Origin of the sequence: Cloacibacillus evryensis DSM 19522 (assembly GCF_000585335.1) — a bacterium.
GTDB lineage: Bacteria > Synergistota > Synergistia > Synergistales > Synergistaceae > Cloacibacillus > Cloacibacillus evryensis.
Map to the genome: position 1 here is coordinate 2513515 of NZ_KK073872.1, position 18460 is coordinate 2531974.

Genomic DNA, 18460 nt, shown 5'->3' on the forward strand with positions numbered 1-18460 from the left:
GACAATGAAAATCAAAAAACTATTTTCCGGAATATTCACCTCCGGCGCGCAGACGCTGACCGAGGGCAGCATCCCTTTGCTGCTGACGCGCTTCGCGATCCCGTATATGGCGGCGAACCTGCTGCAGGCGCTCTACGGCGCGGCCGACATGATAATCGTCGGACAGTTCACCGACGCCGCGGGACTCTCCGCGGTCTCGATCGGCAGCCAGTTCATCTTCATGATAAACAGCATCGTCATCGGCCTCTCCATGGGAGGCACGATAATGATTGGACGCTTTTTCGGCGCGGGAGAGGAGCATGAGATCGAGGATACCATCGGCACGATGCTCTCGCTCTTCGTCGTCCTCAGCGTCGTCATCACGGCGCTGCTGCTCGCGCTGACCGACCCGATAGTTGATCTGCTCGGGACGCCGGCCGAGGCTGTCGAACAGACGAGAGGCTATATCTTCATCAACGCCGCGGGGATCGCTACGATGTTCGCCTACAACGCCCTCGCCGCCATTTTTCGCGGCTTCGGGGATTCCACTTCGCCGCTTATCTTTGTCGGCATCGCCTGTGTCGCTAATGTCATCGGCGATCTCGTGCTCGTCGGCCTGTTCGGCTGGGGGGCCCCCGGGGCCGCTTTCGCCACCATATGCGCGCAGGGGCTGTCGGCGTTCCTCGCCGTCATCTACGCGCGCCGCGCAAATTACCGTTTCGATTTTCGGCTCAGGAGCCTGAGGATAAAGTGGCATAAGCTGGCGCACCTGCTTCGTATCGGACTGCCGATGGCGGTCCAGTTTTCACTGACCGGCATCTCCTTCATCTTCATCATGGCTACGGTCAGCAAGATGGGCGGCGTCGCGGCCTCCGCGGCGATCGGCATCACAAGCAAGCTCAACGGCTTCACCATGCTGCCGCCGATGTCCTTTTCGGCGGCGATCGCCGCGATGGTCGCGCAGAATATGGGGGCCGGAAAGCCAAAACGCGCGCGCTCGACGATGTATTCCGGCCTTTCGATATCGCTCGGTTTCGGCGCGGCCACCTTTATCGGGCTCTTTTTCTTTCCGCAGAGCGTGATCAGGATATTCACTCCGGACCGGGAGCTGATAGAGGCGACGGCGCTCTATCTCAAATCGTTCAGCGCCGACTGCATCCTCGTCTGCTTCGTCTTCTGCCTCAACGGCTTCTTCAACGGCTGCGGCAAAACGGCCTTTACGATGGCGAACAACATATTCTCCGCATTCGCCGTGCGAGTCCCCGCCACCTGGATACTGAGCGGCATCGAGGGAGCGAGCCTCTTCTCCGTCGGACTCGCGGCGCCGCTCGCCTCGCTGCAGACGATCGTTTTCAGCCTCTGGTATTTGAAAAGCGGCCGCTGGAAAAGAGGCAGGTAGGCCTGCCGCCCAGCTATTTCAAAGGCGCGGACGCGGGCCGGCTTCTCATGGGACAAAAAAGGCGGAGGATGCCTTCGACAAGGCTTTCCTCCGCCTTTCGGCGTGTATCCGCGGATGTCTGTCACCAAAGCGGGTTAAAGGTCGAGCTTCATGTCTCCCTCTTTTATCAGCCCGGTCCGGCGCATCACCTCGGCGATGAGAAGCGTCGTCACCGCCGGCAGCAGGAAGTGCATGAGGCCTATCTGCATCAGGACCGCGGGGGAGCTCCCCATGGCGTCGATCGCGCCGAACTGTCCGACGAGGCCGCTCGTTCCCATCCCCGCGCCGGAGGGCACGTTGGTCATGCCGAAGACGAGCGTCGATATGGGACCGAGGATGAAACTTGCGAGGGTCGGCGGCGCCCAGATCATCGGATGGCGCACGATGTTCGGCATCTGCAGCATCGAGGTGCCGAGCCCCTGCGAAAGGAGGCCGGAGAGGCCGTTTTCACGAAACGACATCACCGCGAAACCGACCATCTGCGTCGAACAACCGACAGCGGCCGCTCCCGCCGCGAGCCCGGAGAGGTTCAGCGCGACGGCGATCGCCGCGCTCGATATCGGCAGCGTCAGGATCATGCCCATGATCGTGGATACGGCGGCGCCCATCGGGCCGGGCTGAAGCTCGGTCGCGCGCATGATCAGCACGCCGAGCGCCGTCATCATCGCGCTGACGGGGGGGCCGATCAGCTTGGCCGCCGCCATACCGGTGATTATCGTAACGGCGGGCGTGGCGATTATGTCGATCACTGTCTCCTTCGAGATCATCTTGCCGCACTCGGTTCCAATGATCGCCGCTACGAACGCCCCCACCGGGCCGCCCCAGGTGTTGCCGGCGAAACCAACGGCGGCGCAGGAGAACACTACCATCTGCGGCGCTTTGAGCGCCTGGGCGATGGCTACGGCGATCGCCGGCCCCACCATCTGTCCGGCAAGCGTGCCAAATTCCACCAATATCGGGATTCCGCATTTTGAGCCGATCGTCTTCAATATGAGACCAGTGATAAGAGAGGCGAAGAGGCCGATGCCCATTGCGCCGAGAGCCTCAACAAAGTAACGCGAGAAGGAAAATTTCACATTTTTGCGTTCAAGAAATGCCGCGAAGGAACCTTTTTCCGATGCCAATGCAAACGCCCCATTTATAGAAAAATATTTTGCGTGACATTGTAGTTTGTTTACATAAAACTGTCAAACATGAGAAAAATATATCAAGCTCCGCAAATTTTTTTCAAAATCTTTTTAAATATCACGTTTTTCCTCATAAACAGACGTGCCGGTCACACACTCCGCCTTTGCGGCATAGCCAAACGCAGATTGACATCGTAAAAAAAGAACCTCATACTAAGCCCGGTGCCGCGCGGCGCCGTAATCACGACCCACAAAGAGGAGATGCTTACCTTGGGAGAAAAGATTCGCGGAGTATTCGCGCCCGTACCGACCCCCTTCAAAGACGACGGCGCTCTGGACGGGAACGGATGGGAGAAGAACATCACGCTGTGGAGCGCTTCGCCGCTCGACGGCATCGTCATCGCCGGCTCAAACGGCGAGATACCATTTCTTTCTCTCGAAGAGAGAGAGTTTCTGACAAGAACGGCAAAAGAGGGTTCCGCGGGGCGGCTGCACATAATGGCCGGCGCGCACTTTCCTTCGACGGATGAGACGATAAAGGCCGCCGGGAGGCTCGCCGCCGCGGGGGCCGACAGCATCCTGCTGCTTCCGCCGCATTACTACAAGGGAAAAGACGAGGCATTGGTGAAATACTTTACCGATGTCGCGGATGAATCTCCGGTACCGCTCTTCCTATACAACATGCCGGCCAACACCGGCGTCGACATCAACATTGAGGTGATATGCGCCGCCGCGCGCCACCCGAATATACGCGGAATAAAAGACACTTCCGGGGATATGACCAAACTAGGCTACACCGTGCTCCGTACTCCCGACGGTTTCTCGACTTTCGGCGGTACGGGAAACTGGTTCCTGGCGGCGCTCTCAATGGGAGCTTGCGGCGGCACGATGGCCGTCTCGATCCTATTCCCGCGCTCCTGTCAAATGCTTTACGAGGCTTTCAATGACGGGAGGATCTCTGAAGCCGCCGCGCTTCAAAAGAGACTGCTGCCCGTCAGCGACGCCATCACGCGCCGCTTCGGCATCCCCGGCCTGAAACGCGCGCTGGAGGCTTACGGAATGACGGGAGGCTCATGCCGCAAGCCGCTGCTGCCGATATCCGAGGCCGACGCCGGCGAACTGCTCAAGGTAATAAGAGACTCCGGCCTCGACGAATATGAGACCTGGCGAAATAACCGCTAAAAAGGATCTTCAGGGGCCCGTCACGCCGGCGGGTCCCTTTAAAGAGTTTGACGCGTCCGCCCCGCGGCGACGAACACCGCTGTTGACTTTTCTAAACTATCGTCTATAATACATAGGTTGCGCGGCATGGGTCCGCGCTTCGCATAAATTCTTTACACCGCGTACGATGTAACTGAGGAGTATTTTTCTTACCGCCTGGCCGGATTGCGCGTCACAAGAATTTTGTGCATGGATGCAACGGGGCAGATACCGATATTTAGTCGGTCTATTGTTTAAACTGCGTAAAGATATTTACCTGACAGACGCATGCCTTTCAAAAGAGCTGGCTGTATCGTAAATACAGCGGCAAGCTCGTTTGCCGGCAGGCGCCGATATATAGCTGAACGCGATTTTCAACGCCCCCAATATATTTAGGAGGTAGTCTATAATGACACAGGAAATTCAGGAAAAATTTTCAGATTTTGATCTGAACCCCGCGCTGATCAAAGCGATCGAGCGCAAGGGATTTGAACATCCGATGCCCGTCCAGACGGCGGTGCTTGAGGATGAAACTATCATGGACAACGACGTCATCGTCCAGGCGAAGACCGGTTCGGGCAAGACGCTCGCCTTTGCCCTGCCGCTTTTGAACCAGATCAACGCCAGAGAGAGGATGCCGCAAATCATAGTCCTTTCGCCGACCCGCGAACTCGCCCAGCAGACGGCCCGGGAGTTCGCATGGCTCGGAGCCGATCTCGGGGTGCGCGTCGCGACGCTTGTCGGCGGCCTTGATATGGAGCGCCAGATACGCGCGCTGCGCGACGGCGCTTCCGTGGTCGTCGGCACGCCCGGGCGTATTCTCGACCATCTGCGTCGCGGCACGCTGAAAACGGAAGACATAAAGAGCGTCGTCCTCGACGAGGGCGACCATATGCTCGATATGGGCTTCCACGATGAGATGGAAGCGATACTCAAAGCGATGGACCACGTGGAACGCACCTGGCTCTTCTCCGCCACGATGCCGCCCGAGGTCCTTTCGCTCACAAAGCAGTACCTGAACGCGCCGAAAAAGATCTCGCTCGTATCCGACGTAACTTCGCACAGCGAGATCACGCAGAAGGCCTATATAATCCCCTCGCGCAGACGTTTTGAGGGACTCACCAACGTGCTGATATGGGAAAATCCCAGCAAGTCGCTGATCTTCTGCGGTACCCGCGCGGAGACGCAGGATATCGCGGACAAGCTCTGCGACATCGGCTTCCGCGCCACCGCGATACACGGCGACATGAGCCAGCGCGAGCGCAACAACGCCCTTTCGGCGCTGCGCGGCGGACGCGTCTCCATCCTTGTCGCGACGGACGTCGCGGCGCGCGGTCTGGATATCGACGCGGTGAGCCACGTCCTCCAGTACGGCCTGCCGCAGAACCTTGAGGCGTTCGTCCACCGCAGCGGACGCACGGGACGCGCGGGACATGAGGGCAGCAACCTCATCCTCCTTACGGCGCGTGAGGCGCGCCAGTTCAAAGGGATGATCATGCATTCGGGATCTAAACTCAAGCTTGAATGGATACCAGCGCCGGACGCCGAAGAGATCGAAGGGCAGGCGCGCGTCCGTTTCGAGAATAACATTCTCGAACACGCGCTCGAATCAAATGAATTCGAGTCATGGGCGCAGGAACTGCTCAAACGCGAGGAGGCTCCGGTACTGGTCTCAGGGCTGCTCGCCAAGGCATACGGGGACCAGCCGTCGGGTTATTCGATACGCGAGGACGTCCAACATGAAATGGACCGCGAGAAGGGCCGCCGCGACTCAAGCTCAGGGGCGGCACGCGGAGAGAGGACGCAGGGGCAGCACAAAGACCGTTTCCAGCGCCCGGACATGACAGGCGGCGTAGCCGTGCAGCTCGCGCAGGGGCGCGACGACGGCTGGGAGGTCGGTCCGCTGCTTGGCGCGCTTTGCCGCAACATCGGCATCGGCCGCGAGGATGTGGGAAACATCAAACTCCGTGATTCAAGCGCGACGGTGGAACTTTCTCCCCGCGGCGCGGCGCTCCTCGAGGCGCGCAAGGACCGTCTTGAGAGAGACGGCCTCACCGTCAGCTCCGTAAAACCGGCGACGGGCGGAGAACGCCGCGGCTCTTTCCGCTCGGATTCCAAACCTCCGCGCCGCGACGGCGGGTTCCGCAGGGACCGTGACCGTGATAGAGACGGCGAGCGCGCGGGAAGAAGGCGCTTCACAAAGTAAGGCCGGTTATGTAACACCGCTGACAGATGTAATGTAATATTGTGAGCGCCCCGCTGTGAACGGCGGGGCGCTTTTCGCGTTATGCCCAGGGCAAACGCGTCAAGAAAGGTCAGGTAAATGGTAAACCGGGGTTTATCTAAGGCCTTTGGCTCCCTCTCCGAGGGGGCTCCGGCGAAGCCGGTGGAGGAGGGTTGACTTTGGGTTTTGCTTCTTGTTTCTGCTCTTTGCCTTATCTTCTTCCGCGAAAGAGGCGAAAGAAGATAAGATCAAGAGCAATACAAAACCCAAGGTCAAAACTCCTCCAGTCTCGGCGGAAAAACACCGCCGAGCCAGCCCCCTCGGAGAGGGGGCCTTTAAGAGCAAACACTAAAAATCGCTGAATATCGACAAATTGTTTTTTGCGAGCGCCCGCTAAATCGCTGTTTATCTTCCCCCGGAATCGTTTATAAACGCCAATTCACCCTCTGTTGCCCTGTTGATGTGTTTGCCCTGGCGTTATGCCCTTTTAAACTGCATACTTGAAGATTCCTTTCCAACTGCTATCATCATACTACAATATATGATATGTGAGGAGGCGCGGAAATGGACTTTATAAAACTGGCAAAAGAGCGTTATTCGGTGAGAAAATTTGCCGGCCGGAAGGTCGAAAAGGAAAAGATCGCACAGATACTCGAGGCTGGCCGGCTCGCCCCCACCGCCGCAAATTACCAGCCGCAGAGAATACTGGTCATCGAGAGCGGCGAAAGCCTGGCAAAACTGAAAGGCTGCACGCCCTACCACTTCAACGCGCCGCTCGCCCTGCTCGTCTGTTATGACAGGACGGCGAGCTGGAAGCGTCCTTACGACGGATATGACATGGGAGCGGTCGACGCCGCGATCGTCGCCGCGCAGATGATGCTGGAGGCGACGGCGCTGGGCCTCGGCACCACTTGGGTCGGCCATTTCGATCCGGCCGCGGTGAGAGAGGCATTCGAGCTGCCGGAGTATTTGGAGCCTGTGGCGCTCCTGCCGACAGGGTATCCTCACGAAAACGCGAGGCCGAGCCGCCTGCACGACGACCGTCTCGACCTCGAGGACACTGTCTTTTACAACGCTTTCGCGGGGCTCGAAGCGGGGCGAAAGGGCGCGGGCGCGCACGATTAGCTCGCGGAGGAAGAAAATAATATGAAGATATATATTCTGGACGGAGGTCCGCGAAAAAACCGGAACACCTCCGCCATGTGCGAAAGTTTCGCCAAAGGGGCCGCCGGCGCGGGAGCGGAGACGGAGACCATCCGCCTCTTCGACTACAGCTATACCGGCTGCCGCAGCTGCTTCGCCTGCAAAGTGCGGGGAGGAAGCTCGTTCGGCCGCTGCGGCTGGCGCGACGGGATATCCGAACTGCTGGAGGCCGCCGCAAACGCGGACGGCGTGGTATTCGCGTCGCCCGTCTATCTGGGAACGATCACGCCGCAGCTTCACGCGTTCGTCGAGAGACTGGTCTTCCCCTTCATAGTCTACGACAAAAATTACAGCGTCATTGCTCCGAAAAGGTTTGAAACCGCCGTAATCTATACGATGAACGTCAAGGAGCGGATGTTCGCGGACGAATATATCGGCGCGGAGAACGGCGGCCCGCTGGGGTTCTTCGAGCGTTATGTGACGCGCGTCTTTACGAAGCCCGAACGCGTCTGCGCCTTCAACACCTATCAGTTCGACGATTACGGCAAATATGTCGCCGATGGCTGGGACGAGCGGGAAAAGGCGGAATGGAGGGCGCGAGAGCTCCCGCGGGAGCTGCAAAACGCCTTTGACGCCGGCGCCCGCATGGCGGAAAAGATAAAGAAAAACCTGTAAAAAAAGCCGCCGGCTTGCCGGCGGCTTTTTTACATTTTATTCGGAGCTATCCCTCTATCGCGATGAGGTTGTTTTTAGCCGGGAGCTTTTTCGGCTCCTCTTTCGGGAGCGAGACGGTCAGGATGCCGTCTTCAAATTTCGCTTTCACATCCTCCGGCTTAGCGTTCTCGCCGACATAGAAGGTCCTCGAACAGCTGCCGGAGAAACGTTCCCGGCGGATGAACTTACCGTCCTCCGGCTTCTCCTCCCTTTCGTAGCTGCGGTCCGCGCTAATCGTCAGATAACCGTCGCGGAGCTCGGCCCTGATATCTTCCTTCTTGAATCCCGGCAGGTCGATGTCAAGGATGTAGTTGCCATCCTTCTCTTTGACGTCGGTCTTCATCAGGTTCTTTTCGCGCTTGCCATATACGCCGCCGCCCAGCGCCGGCATCCTGCTCCCGAAGGGGAACTCATCCATCAGCTCGTCAAATAGACTTTCTCCGAAAAATTTTGGCATCATCATTGTGCATTCCTCCTTAAAATTTACTTAATGCGATACCACGGCGAAGCTTCCGCCGCTTCGAAGAGCATCTTATGTTCTTCATTTCAAGAAGAATTATAGCATCCTTGTTAGCAGAGTCAATAGGCGAGTGCTAATTTTTGACTAAATTTGATGAAATTTATTATCAGCCGCTTTTATAACCATATATCATAATATCGGTTTTGTTTTTATGATATCATACAGATTGATTTATTATATTTTATATTCTATTTTTATATATTGATTTATAAAAAGCGCGCGCGGATTTTTCCCCGCGCGGCTAAGGCAAAATGTATAATAGCTGGTGAGACGGGAGAAGGGGGTTGCGCCTTGGATTCTTTTTTTGACCGGGTCTACCGGCTGGTAAAAAAAATACCGCGCGGCAAGGTCGCCTCTTACGGCCAGATTGCCATGATGCTGGACAGCCCGCGCGCGGCGAGACAGGTCGGCTGGGCGATGCGCCGCTCTCCGAAGGGTTTGCCGTGGCAGCGCGTCGTCATGGCTGACGGCTCCATCGCCGGCGGCGTCGATCCCGAGGCCTGCCGGGCGATACTCCGCGCCGAGGGCGTCGCCTTCCTGCCGGACGGCCGCGTCGATATGCGGACCTGCCGCTGGAACGGCAGGAAGCGCCCCGCAAGCGATTGAGCCGGGTACAGACGTATCAAGGCTTTTGATCAAAACATTGGGCGACCGGCTTTCATGCGTTTGCCCTGCCGCATTGCCGCTTTCATATTGAATAACTCCCTGAATTTATTTATAATTCTTAAAGATGATATAGAGACGGCAAAAGAAAATCTCTTCACCGGATATCTGCCAGGAAAGGAATAGGGCGCTGATAATGACGCGCCGCAAAACCGCAATGAAAAAACATGATCGGGTATACGCCTCCGTCGACTTGGGGGCCATCGCGGACAATTTTAAAAATATCGGCTGCAATCTGACGGAGGGCACAAAGATGATCGCCATCGTCAAAGCCGACGCCTACGGACACGGGGCGGTGCCGGTATCACGGGCTATCGAGCATGAGGAGCGCCTGTGGGGCTTCGCCGTCTCCACAACGGAGGAGGCGGAAGAGCTGCTGGACGGCGGAATCGCCAAGCCTGTGCTGATATTGGGACACGCCTTCCCCGAAGATTACGAAACTCTCGTGGAGAGGAACATTCGCCCGACGGTGTCCAGCCTCGCGGCGGCGGCGGCGCTGTCACACACGGCGGCGCTGGCGGGACGCCTTCTGCCGGTGCATCTGGCGATCGACACAGGGATGTCGCGTATCGGCCTCCGCGGCCCGCGGGAGAGCCTTGCGGAGATCAAAGCGATAAGCGGGCTGCCAAACCTGCGGCTCGAAGGGATATTCACACACTTCGCGCGCGCCGACGAAGAGGAGCTTGAGCCGACCGTCAGGCAGCTCGAACTCTTTCACTCCTTTCTGCGCCTCGTTGAGGAGGCTGGGATCAAAATACCGATGCGCCACTGCAACAACAGCGCGGGGGCACTGTGGAACCGCCAGGGCGATATGGAGGCCGTGCGCCCCGGCATCGCCCTTTACGGCATCTACCCATCGGACGAGACGCTGAATCCCGGAGTGGCGCTGAGGCCGGCGATGGAGATAAAAAGCCACCTCTCCCACGTAAAGGATGTGGAGGCCGGCGTTTCTGTCAGCTACGGCGGCACATACGTCACCACGCGGGAGAATACCCGCATCGCCACAGTTCCCGTCGGTTACGCCGACGGTTATCCGCGCAGCCTGTCCAACAGCGGCAGCGTGTTGATCCGCGGCCGCCGGGCAAAGATCGTCGGGCGTATCTGCATGGACCAGTTTATGGTCGACGTTACGGAGATTCCCGGCGTCAGCCAGGGCGACGAGGTGACGCTGCTGGGAAGGGACGGCGGCGAATATATCCCCGTCGAGGAACTTTCGGCGCTTTCGGGCAGATTTCCCTACGAATTTTTATGCTGTGTAGGCAAACGCGTCCCCAGAGTTTACCAAGGCTCAAACTAAACATAACGTTTTAAAACAGGAACGGCCCCTTTTTCAGGCGGCCGGTTCCTGTTTTAGACTTTGCCATTCTCATTTCTCCGTTTCGGCTGATAAAAGCGGATTTGATTTTCCCATATCACGCAAATCAATACTTTATTATGTTAAAATTCTTTTATCCTTAACTACTATAGGCAATCAGTAGCCATTACTTTTATATTACGTGGTAAAACATCGTTTTCAACCCATCAAGTTATTTATTTAAAAGGTTTGACATAAAGATAAATGAGTGTTATCATTCCCGCATTCTGTAAGAGGGAGGAAACGTTATGTTAAGAAAGACCAGCAATCAGAACATAATAATTATAATTATTAACGCGGCTCCTCCTCGCAGGATCGGCGTCTAGCGCCGTTTGTCAAGCGAGTAAAGGGGCCCTTTCGATTGAGAAAGGGTCCTTTTTTTATTCTCTAATTTAAGAATAAAGGGTTTATATCTCAAGGAGGAATTTTAAATGCAGAAGACAGTAGAGGTAAGATGGCACGGACGCGGCGGACAGGGCGCAAAGAGCGCCTCGGCGATACTCGCGGAGGTACTTTTTGAAGAGGGCAAACACGTTCAGGCATTTCCGGAATACGGCGCGGAGCGTCAGGGCGCGCCGATCAGAGCCTATAACCGCGTTTCCGATTCTCCGATACGCCGCCGCTGCGGAGTGCAGAACCCCAATATCGTGGTCGTCGTAGATCCGACGATGGTGGAAAGCGCCAATCCCACCGAGGGGTCCACGGAAGACGCCGTCTACCTCGTCAACAGCGCAGAGGACGCGAAGGTCCTCCGCGGCCGCCTCGGAGTGACCTCCAAGGCCCGCGTGCTCGTCGTCGACGCGACAAAGATAACGCTCGAAGAGCTGGGACAGAACCGCCCCAACGCGCCGCTGCTCGGCGCTCTTTCGCACGTATTCACCGACGTTCCCGTCGAGTCGTTCGTAAACCACTTTACAAGCAAGATGACGAAGCTGCCCAAACCGGTGCTTGAGGCAAACCGCCGCGCCATCCTCCGCGGCCGCACGGAGGCGGTGTTCGCATGAGCAAACCGCAATGCTGGCAGGAGGTCCCGCTTGGCACCGTAGCCTTCGGCGCCTCCGCCTTAAAGGTGCAGACGGGACTCTGGCGCTCGACGCGCCCCGTCATAGACACCGCGAAATGCGTATCCTGTCTCAAGTGCTGGATACAGTGTCCCGACGACTCGGTAGAGCTTAACGCCGACAACATGGTCTGCGGGATAAACCTCTTCTTCTGCAAGGGCTGCGGCCTTTGCGAAAAACTCTGCCCCACCAAGGCGATCACGATGCACTCCGAGGCATCTTTCGCCGGCGAGGACGCCCAGTCGGGAGAAAACCCGGGAGAGGTCGGCGCCCATGTTAAGTAAACAAAAGGTCATGACCTCCGGCAACCTCGCTTTCGCCGAGGCGATGCGGCAGATAAATCCTGACGTCGTAGCGGCGTATCCGATAACGCCCTCCACCGAGATCCCCATGCGTTTCGCCGATTTCGTCGCCAACGGCAAGGTCGATTCCGAATATGTCGCCGTCGAAAGCGAACACTCCGCCATCTCGGCCTGCGTGGGAGCTTCCGTCTCCGGCGGGCGCGTGATGACGGCCTCTTCGGCAAACGGCGTGGCGCTGATGCATGAGATATTCCCCATCGCCGCCGCCTTCCGCGCGCCGATCGTCTTCGGACTGGTGAACCGCTCGCTCGGCGCGCCCGTCAACATCCACTGCGACCATTCTGACAGCATGCCGGAGCGCGACTCCGGCTGGATACAGATATACTGCGAGGACGCGCAGGAGGTCTACGACAGCGTGCTGCTCGCGACGCGCCTCGCGGAGGACCCGCGAGTGCTTACGCCCGTATTCGTCTGCCAGGACGGCTTCATCACGAGCCACTGCTACGAACCCGTGGAGCTGCTCGCCGACGAGACGGTGAAAAAATTCGTGGGAGAACGGACGGCGGCCTATCCGCTGCTCGACACGGACAACCCCGTCTCCTACGGCTCCTTCACAATGTCGGAATATTATTTTGAGATCAAGCGCAATCAGATGGAGGGGATGAACAACGTCCTTCCCGTCTACCGGGAACTCTCCGCGGAGCTGGAAAAAGAGACCGGGCGCAGCTACGCGCCGATCGAGAGCTACCGCGCGGAGGACGCCGACTACCTGATCGTCATCATGTCCTCGGCGGCCGGCGTCGTCAAAGACGTCGTCGACGAGCTCCGCGATGAGGGCGTCAAAGCCGGGGCGCTGCGAGTCCGCTTCTTCCGCCCCTTCCCCGCGGAAGAACTTCTCACGCTCGCGCAAGGCAAAAGGGGCGTCGCGGTGCTCGACCGCAGCGCGAGCATCGGCGGCACCGCCCCGCTCGCGGCGGAGGTAAAATCCGTGCTCTATAATCTCGAAAAACGCGTTCCCGTGCAGGAATATATCTTCGGCCTCGGCGGACGCGATTTCTACGCCCAGGACGCGAGGTTGGTATTTGAAAAAATGGCAAACGACGATTACAGCGCGCGGGCGCGCTTCATAGGACTTCTTGAACGGGGTGACGAAGATGAGCGCGCTTAACATAAAAGAACTGACAAAAAAGGCCAGCCCGCTCACGCAGGGGCACCGGATGTGCCCGGGCTGCGGCGCGCCCACGGCGGTACGTCAGGCGCTGATGGGCGTCAACGATCCGGTGGTCGTCGTCAGCGCGACCGGCTGCATGGAGGTCTCGACGACCGTCTATCCCTACAGCTCCTGGCGTATGCCCTTCATGCACATCGCCTTTGAGAACGCCGGCGCCGGCATCTCCGGCGTCGAGGCGGCCTACAAAGTGCTCCGCAAAAGGGGCAAAATCGATAAAAATATAAAGTTCGTCGCCTTCGGCGGCGACGGCGGCACCTACGACATCGGCCTCCAGTCGTTATCAGGAGCTCTGGAGCGCGGCCATGATTTCACATATATCTGCTACAACAACCAGGGCTACATGAACACCGGCGCGCAGCGCTCGAGCGCGACGCCGCAGAGCGCGAACGCGACCACCTCGCCGGCCGGCAGCGCCGCGCCCGGCAAGCTCCAGCGCGCGAAGGACCTTACGGAGATAGTCGCCGCCCACAACATCCCCTATGTCGCCCAGACCTCGCTGCACAACCCGCTGGACCTCGTCGCCAAGGTGAAGCGCGCCGTAGAAACAGAGGGGCCGGCCTTTGTCAACGTACTGGTGCCCTGCCCACTCTTCTGGAAGATAGATCCGGCCAATCAGGCGGACATCTGCCGGATGGCCGTCGACAGCAAGTTCTGGCCGGTCTACGAGGTGATAAACGGCGAATACGTCCTCTCATACGAGCCTAAAGAAGCGCGTCCGATAGAGGATTTCCTTCGCGCGCAGGGGCGCTACGCCCACCTCTTCAAAAAGGGCGCGGAGCGCTTCGACCTCGTGGAAGAGGCCCAGCGCGACGCCGACGAGAGCTGGTCGAAACTGCTCAAAAAGTGCGGCAGATAAAATTTTTACGATAACGGCAAATGTCCGGCGGGGAGCAAAAACCCGCCGGATTTATGCCGGGAACGCAGCCCTCGCGGCAAAATGAGAATTTTCTCAAAATTAAGAATAGCGCACTATAACCCCCAACTTTTTTTCATAATTTTACCTATACAAAAGCAGGTATTTTGCCTTATATTTAGATATAAGAAAAGACAAAAAATGGGGGGTGCTTTTCATGCAGGAAAAATTATGGGTCGTCATTCAGCAGGACTGCAACGGGATAGCCTCTGTCCTCGCCTTCGACTTCGAGGCTGACGCGCAGAACTTCGCCCAGGAAATGACGGCGGCCGGAAAAGGGACCAACACGGTCGTCCAGACAACGGTAAACAGACGCCGCGAAGCGGAGGCGGCCATCGCGCACGTCGACCTGCCGGAATTCAACACGGAATGTATCGAATGCATAATCGACATGTCCGGCGTCCCCGAAGACAAACAGGACGCCGCGGCGAAATATTTAGAGGAACATCGCTGCGAACTGCAGAAGGACGCGCAGAAGATGGTCGACAAATACATCAAGAAGGCGATCACGGATTTCTTTGCCGAAGACCGGATAATTCTGGGATAAACCAGACAAGTGAGCGATAAAGGGCTCCGCGCCGGGCATATGGGCGCGGCCTTTTTTTGATATACTTTTCGCAATAGGATCTTCACCACCAACCGGAGGGATATTTATGCCATTGTCTGAGAGGTTTGAAACAGAGCTTATCGAATTTACGCGGCAGCTTGTCCGTTTGCAGAGCTATTCCGACCATGAGGGCGCCGTCGCGGAGGCTGTCGTCGCCAGGATGCGCGAACTGGGATACGACGAGGCCTTCATAGACTCGACCGGCAACGCCGTCGGATTCATCGGCGGCGGGGATAAGATCGTACACTTCGATTCCCACATGGACACCGTCGAAGCGGGCGACGCCGGCGACTGGACGCTGCCGCCCTTTGCCGCGGAGATCAGGGACGGCAGGCTTTACGGGCGCGGTTCGGTGGACATGAAGTCCGGGCTCGCCGCCTCGATCTACGGCGCGGCCCTCGCGCGGGAGCGCGGTTATGCGAATGATAAAAAAATCTGCGTCAGCGGCTCCGTCTGCGAGGAATACTGCGACGGCAAGAATCTCAAAATGATGTATAGAGAGCTCACGCTGCGCCCCGATTTCGTCGTCATCTGCGAGCCTTCGGACAACGTGATCACGCTGGGCCATAAGGGCAAGGCGCAGATGCGGATAAAGACGCACGGCCTCTCGGCGCACGGCTCTGCGCCGGAAAAGGGGATCAACGCGGTCTATGAGATGGCGGAGATCATCTGCCGCGTCGAGGCGCTCAATAAAAAGCTGACCGCCGGAGGCGACCCGCACGGGACGATCGTACTCTCCGACATCAGCTGCGTCAGCGCTTCTCTCAACGCCGTGCCCAGCGAAGCGGAAATATACCTCGACCGCCGCCTCGTGCTCGGCGAGACGGAGCAAAAGGTGCGCGCCGAGATGGAAGAGCTGATCGCCGGCAAACGCGCGACGTGGGAGACCGGCACGCTGCGCCGCACAAGCTGGCGAGGCGCGGCACTGGTATACGAACCTCTGCACATGGCCTGGAAGCTGGATGAAAGATCGCCGCTCTTCTCCGCGGCGAACGCGGCCTATGAAGAGGCTTTCGGCAGAGCGCCGGAGAGATATGACTTCTGGGACTTCGGGACCAACGCCGTCACCCCCGTAAGCATGGGGATCGACACGATCGGTTTCGGCCCCGGCGAATATAAGCTGGCCCACATGCTCGACGAAAACTGCGAAATCGAAAAGATAAAGGACGCGGCAAGATTCTACGCGGAGCTTATCGGCAAACTGTAAAAAACGGGGGAAACCATGGATAATGCCGCCAATGAGATCATCTGCCACTGCTTTCAGTTCACCAGGGGCGATATTGAGAACGACTATATAAAAAACGGCCGGTCGGTCATCATGGAAAGGATCAACGCGGAGCTAGAACGCGGCGCATGCCGATGCCGCGATAAGAATCCCCGCAAGACCTGATGTCTCGGAGATGTTCGCCGGGTCGTGGACAGTATCGCAAAAAATAGATAAGAAACAGTCCGAAGAGCTCTCCGCAAGGCGCACTTCGGACTGTTCTTATTTTCTCGCGGCAATAAGTTTATGAAGCTCGTCCATCACGCATTCGACGATCCTGCCTACCGAAAGGTCCGGCACGCCGGCGATGATGTTGTTGCAGCAGTTGACGGGTACGAGTATCCGCTTCGCCTCGCTGCGGGCGACGGCGGCCGCCATCACGGGGGTGATCTCGCCAAGCAGCGAGTCGGCGATCACGATCGCGACGGGGCCGATGATGACGTCCGCGTCCCGACAGCAGACAACTACGGAGTTTTCCCCCGTCGCGGCCCTGTCGGCCCCCGCTTTGAGCATCGCCGCCGCCGCGATGCTGTTGGTCCCCACCGCGGTGATCGAGATATCCGGCATCTTCGCCCGCACCGACTGTACGATCTGCCGTCCTATCCCGCCGCCCTGTCCGTCTATCACGAGTATGTTCATCGATTGCCTCCATGTTTTCTCTGTATGTCGTTTGCGGTAAGTATACAACCTAACGCGGCGCGCGAAAACACGAAAAGAGAGAGCCCCGGGCGCGCGGGCCGGGGCTCTCAAGCAGAAAGAAAATTTTGTCGTCCAAGAGGACTCGATGCGTTTAGAATTCGTAGGTCGCGGAGAGGATGAAACGGCGCTCAGGATTGATGTAGCCGCTGTTGTTCAGATAGAATTCCTTGTCAAAGAGGTTGACGCAGGCCAGACGAAGGGTCGTTCTGTCCACCTTCCAGGCGACGGAGGCGTTGACGATGAATATATCTCCGTCGTCATACGTCGAGGCCGTTTTTGAGAGCTGCCTGTCTCCGTAGTAGTGCGCGGAAAGCTCGGCGCTCCATGGGTCTTTTTTGAAATTCAAAATCCCGGAGATGTCCCAGCGCGGCATATTCGAGCGTACCCAGTCGGAACCGCCTGTTTTTTCCTCGGCGTGAAGGTAGGAAATTCCCTGGGTATATGACCAGTTTTCGTGGAAGTTCCACTTATACCGTCCTTCCGCGCCCCAGGCGCGGTATTCGTCTACGTTGATGTATTGCGTATAACTGTCGTTCATATTGATTTTGTCCGTCATATCCATGTAGAATACGTTGAAGCTCCACGGATTCTTCGCCGTATCGTCCTTGACGCCGATATCGTACGTCCAGCCCTTTTCCGGTTTGAGGTTAGGGTTGGGAAGCCAGTATCCATACGCGTCCGCGTAAAACATCTGATAGAAGCTTGGCATCGAAAAATAGCGCCCGGCCGTCGCGTAATAGAGAACACCGTTTTTGTTCGCCCAATTCAGGGAAAAGCGCGGCATCAGCTCGTGCGCGTCTTCTCCGTCTTCCACATTCCAATATTCATAGCGAAGGCCGATGTCAAAGGCCGCCTCTCCGATGGGAATGGAGGTCTCTATGTAAGGCGCGTATTCGGTTCTCGTATTTTCATACGGAAGGTTGTCCCCCCACGGGTTGCCGCTGTTGGAATACTCCGCCTTTTCCCTGCGGAAATCCATACCGAAAATAAACGGCAGCGTTCCGATCTCCTGCCTGCGGTTATAGGTGGCACCGAACGTATCGCCCTCGTAATTAGTCACGCCGGAGCTGTCGGAGACCTCTCTTTCAGTCTTATGGTAGTACAGGCGGCCGGTATTGGCCCCGTCTGCGTAATTAAGGGCAAAGCGCCTGTATTTATTTTCCTGACGGTTTTCGGAGGTCCCTCCGCCGTAAAAGACATCCGTGTAATCCCATACGGATTTAAAATCTCCGACCTCTCCGAGGAACGACCACGGTCCCTTTGTAAAGCCGAAAGAATAGTCGTTTCCTTTATAATCTTTTGCTTTGTCGTATAATCCGGTGGAAGGGTCGGCCAGCCGTATCTTTGTCTCGCCCTCCTGCGTTCTAGTGTACCCCGCAAAGACCCTGAAATCATTGCTGAGCACCACGGTCCCGCGGATATTTCCCCGGAACCATTCTCTGTTTCCTCCCGACAACGTTATACTGCCGCCGGACTTGTCGGAGGATCTGCGGGTAATGACATTGATGACGCCGCCCGCCGCGTTTGAGCCATAGATGGCGGAACCGGCTCCCTTAACCACTTCGATCCGCTCAACGTCCGTCAGCGCGATGCTGCGCAGATCAAATGGCGAACCAAGGTCCGCTCCCACGCCGTAATCGGCCCCCATATAGGGAATGCCGTCGACCAGCAGCAGCACTTCGGAATTTAAGCCTCTGACCGTTACGCCCTTCGACTGCGCCATCGAGGCGTTGTTCAGCAGCGTATTGATCCCCGGCACTCTCGCCAGTACGTCCTGCACGTCGCGCGCGCCGCTGGCGTCGATCTCCCCGCGCGTGATGACATAGGTCTGCGCCGGGACGTCGGCTATTGAATCGGCGAGACGCGATCCAGTAACCTCTACCGCCGCCACATCCGCCACATCGGCGCTCTTTGTTTCCCCTGCCGCAAACGACGGCGCCGCGAACATTGACAAGAATAAGAGAGCCCCCGCTGTCTTCTTCCACAGATGATACATAAAAACACTCCTTCTGTTAATTATT

The 18460-nt window shown here is 57.5% G+C and carries 18 protein-coding genes; 14 read left to right on the forward strand and 4 right to left on the reverse strand.

From position 1 onward, the window contains the following. Positions 1-4 precede the first annotated feature (4 nt). Positions 5-1378, forward strand: coding sequence for an MATE family efflux transporter (locus tag CLOEV_RS11280; RefSeq protein ID WP_051485052.1), 1374 nt, complete (start codon positions 5-7; stop codon positions 1376-1378). A gap of 134 nt (positions 1379-1512) precedes the next feature. On the opposite strand, the gene CLOEV_RS11285 is transcribed toward CLOEV_RS11280, so the two are convergent. Next, positions 1513-2541, reverse strand: coding sequence for a PTS sugar transporter subunit IIC (locus tag CLOEV_RS11285; RefSeq protein ID WP_034443796.1), 1029 nt, complete (start codon positions 2539-2541; stop codon positions 1513-1515). A 264-nt stretch (positions 2542-2805) separates the two neighbouring features. Here CLOEV_RS11285 and CLOEV_RS11290 point away from each other — a divergent pair, with 264 nt between their 5' ends. The 4 genes from CLOEV_RS11290 to CLOEV_RS11305 all read left to right on the forward strand — a co-directional run bounded on the left by CLOEV_RS11290 (position 2806) and on the right by CLOEV_RS11305 (position 7786). Beyond that, positions 2806-3726 (forward strand): dihydrodipicolinate synthase family protein, encoded by a 921-nt coding sequence (locus tag CLOEV_RS11290; RefSeq protein WP_034445810.1) that lies wholly within the window; start codon positions 2806-2808, stop codon positions 3724-3726. Positions 3727-4153: 427 nt separating this feature from the next. Then, positions 4154-5950, forward strand: coding sequence for a DEAD/DEAH box helicase (locus tag CLOEV_RS11295; protein WP_008712976.1), 1797 nt, complete (start codon positions 4154-4156; stop codon positions 5948-5950). A 582-nt stretch (positions 5951-6532) separates the two neighbouring features. After that, on the forward strand, positions 6533-7093 hold the full coding sequence (locus tag CLOEV_RS11300; RefSeq protein ID WP_008712977.1) for a nitroreductase family protein: 561 nt from the start codon (positions 6533-6535) through the stop codon (positions 7091-7093). A 21-nt stretch (positions 7094-7114) separates the two neighbouring features. Then, positions 7115-7786, forward strand: a complete 672-nt coding sequence (locus CLOEV_RS11305; protein WP_034443798.1) for a flavodoxin family protein — start codon at positions 7115-7117, stop codon at positions 7784-7786. 46 nt (positions 7787-7832) lie between these two features. Here CLOEV_RS11305 and CLOEV_RS11310 read toward each other — a convergent pair whose 3' ends face one another. Then, positions 7833-8288, reverse strand: a complete 456-nt coding sequence (locus tag CLOEV_RS11310) for an Hsp20/alpha crystallin family protein (RefSeq protein ID WP_008712981.1) — start codon at positions 8286-8288, stop codon at positions 7833-7835. A 348-nt stretch (positions 8289-8636) separates the two neighbouring features. On the opposite strand from CLOEV_RS11310, the gene CLOEV_RS11315 reads away from it, so the two are divergent. The 9 genes from CLOEV_RS11315 (at position 8637) to CLOEV_RS11355 (ending at position 15866) form a co-directional block, all read left to right on the forward strand. Next, a complete protein-coding gene (locus CLOEV_RS11315) occupies positions 8637-8951 on the forward strand; it encodes an MGMT family protein (RefSeq protein ID WP_034443801.1) in 315 nt (104 codons plus the stop codon). A 214-nt stretch (positions 8952-9165) separates the two neighbouring features. Then, positions 9166-10305 (forward strand): alanine racemase, encoded by a 1140-nt coding sequence (gene alr / locus CLOEV_RS11320; protein WP_034445815.1) that lies wholly within the window; start codon positions 9166-9168, stop codon positions 10303-10305. Positions 10306-10793: 488 nt separating this feature from the next. After that, a complete protein-coding gene (locus CLOEV_RS11325; protein ID WP_034443804.1) occupies positions 10794-11366 on the forward strand; it encodes a 2-oxoacid:acceptor oxidoreductase family protein in 573 nt (190 codons plus the stop codon). Further along, positions 11363-11707 (forward strand): 4Fe-4S binding protein, encoded by a 345-nt coding sequence (locus CLOEV_RS11330; RefSeq protein ID WP_008712989.1) that lies wholly within the window; start codon positions 11363-11365, stop codon positions 11705-11707. The genes CLOEV_RS11325 and CLOEV_RS11330 overlap by 4 nt, the downstream gene beginning before the upstream one ends. Further along, complete coding sequence (porA, locus tag CLOEV_RS11335; protein WP_034443807.1) at positions 11697-12893, forward strand: pyruvate ferredoxin oxidoreductase; 1197 nt, start codon at positions 11697-11699, stop codon at positions 12891-12893. Before CLOEV_RS11330 ends, porA begins: the two co-directional genes overlap by 11 nt. After that, positions 12880-13812, forward strand: coding sequence for a thiamine pyrophosphate-dependent enzyme (locus CLOEV_RS11340; protein ID WP_034443809.1), 933 nt, complete (start codon positions 12880-12882; stop codon positions 13810-13812). Before porA ends, CLOEV_RS11340 begins: the two co-directional genes overlap by 14 nt. 214 nt (positions 13813-14026) lie before the next feature. Continuing rightward, entirely contained in the window at positions 14027-14416 is a 390-nt protein-coding gene (locus CLOEV_RS11345; protein ID WP_008712996.1) for a hypothetical protein, read from the forward strand. Between the two features lie 106 nt (positions 14417-14522). Next, positions 14523-15683 (forward strand): YgeY family selenium metabolism-linked hydrolase, encoded by a 1161-nt coding sequence (locus CLOEV_RS11350; protein ID WP_034443810.1) that lies wholly within the window; start codon positions 14523-14525, stop codon positions 15681-15683. Positions 15684-15698: 15 nt separating this feature from the next. Then, the gene (locus tag CLOEV_RS11355; RefSeq protein ID WP_034443811.1) at positions 15699-15866 is read left to right on the forward strand and encodes a bacterioferritin-associated ferredoxin; all 168 of its coding nucleotides are present in this window, start codon (positions 15699-15701) and stop codon (positions 15864-15866) included. 96 nt (positions 15867-15962) lie between these two features. Here CLOEV_RS11355 and CLOEV_RS11360 read toward each other — a convergent pair whose 3' ends face one another. Both CLOEV_RS11360 and CLOEV_RS11365 read right to left on the reverse strand, forming a co-directional pair. Continuing rightward, complete coding sequence (locus CLOEV_RS11360; RefSeq protein ID WP_034443812.1) at positions 15963-16379, reverse strand: DUF3842 family protein; 417 nt, start codon at positions 16377-16379, stop codon at positions 15963-15965. Between the two features lie 151 nt (positions 16380-16530). After that, positions 16531-18387 (reverse strand): TonB-dependent receptor plug domain-containing protein, encoded by a 1857-nt coding sequence (locus CLOEV_RS11365; RefSeq protein ID WP_051485054.1) that lies wholly within the window; start codon positions 18385-18387, stop codon positions 16531-16533. Between the last annotated feature and the right edge of the window lie 73 nt (positions 18388-18460).

Coding starts and splice junctions, on each gene's coding strand:
- CLOEV_RS11290 (WP_034445810.1), top strand. CDS start 2,806: ATGCTTACCTTGGGAGAAAAGATTCGCGGAGTATTCGCGCCCGTACCG.
- CLOEV_RS11300 (WP_008712977.1), top strand. CDS start 6,533: ATGGACTTTATAAAACTGGCAAAAGAGCGTTATTCGGTGAGAAAATTT.
- alr (WP_034445815.1), top strand. CDS start 9,166: ATGAAAAAACATGATCGGGTATACGCCTCCGTCGACTTGGGGGCCATC.
- CLOEV_RS11295 (WP_008712976.1), top strand. CDS start 4,154: ATGACACAGGAAATTCAGGAAAAATTTTCAGATTTTGATCTGAACCCC.
- CLOEV_RS11325 (WP_034443804.1), top strand. CDS start 10,794: ATGCAGAAGACAGTAGAGGTAAGATGGCACGGACGCGGCGGACAGGGC.
- CLOEV_RS11280 (WP_051485052.1), top strand. CDS start 5: ATGAAAATCAAAAAACTATTTTCCGGAATATTCACCTCCGGCGCGCAG.
- CLOEV_RS11305 (WP_034443798.1), top strand. CDS start 7,115: ATGAAGATATATATTCTGGACGGAGGTCCGCGAAAAAACCGGAACACC.
- CLOEV_RS11350 (WP_034443810.1), top strand. CDS start 14,523: ATGCCATTGTCTGAGAGGTTTGAAACAGAGCTTATCGAATTTACGCGG.
- CLOEV_RS11360 (WP_034443812.1), bottom strand. CDS start 16,379: ATGAACATACTCGTGATAGACGGACAGGGCGGCGGGATAGGACGGCAG.
- CLOEV_RS11365 (WP_051485054.1), bottom strand. CDS start 18,387: ATGTTCGCGGCGCCGTCGTTTGCGGCAGGGGAAACAAAGAGCGCCGAT.
- CLOEV_RS11340 (WP_034443809.1), top strand. CDS start 12,880: ATGAGCGCGCTTAACATAAAAGAACTGACAAAAAAGGCCAGCCCGCTC.
- CLOEV_RS11310 (WP_008712981.1), bottom strand. CDS start 8,288: ATGATGATGCCAAAATTTTTCGGAGAAAGTCTATTTGACGAGCTGATG.
- CLOEV_RS11330 (WP_008712989.1), top strand. CDS start 11,363: ATGAGCAAACCGCAATGCTGGCAGGAGGTCCCGCTTGGCACCGTAGCC.
- CLOEV_RS11345 (WP_008712996.1), top strand. CDS start 14,027: ATGCAGGAAAAATTATGGGTCGTCATTCAGCAGGACTGCAACGGGATA.
- porA (WP_034443807.1), top strand. CDS start 11,697: ATGTTAAGTAAACAAAAGGTCATGACCTCCGGCAACCTCGCTTTCGCC.
- CLOEV_RS11355 (WP_034443811.1), top strand. CDS start 15,699: ATGGATAATGCCGCCAATGAGATCATCTGCCACTGCTTTCAGTTCACC.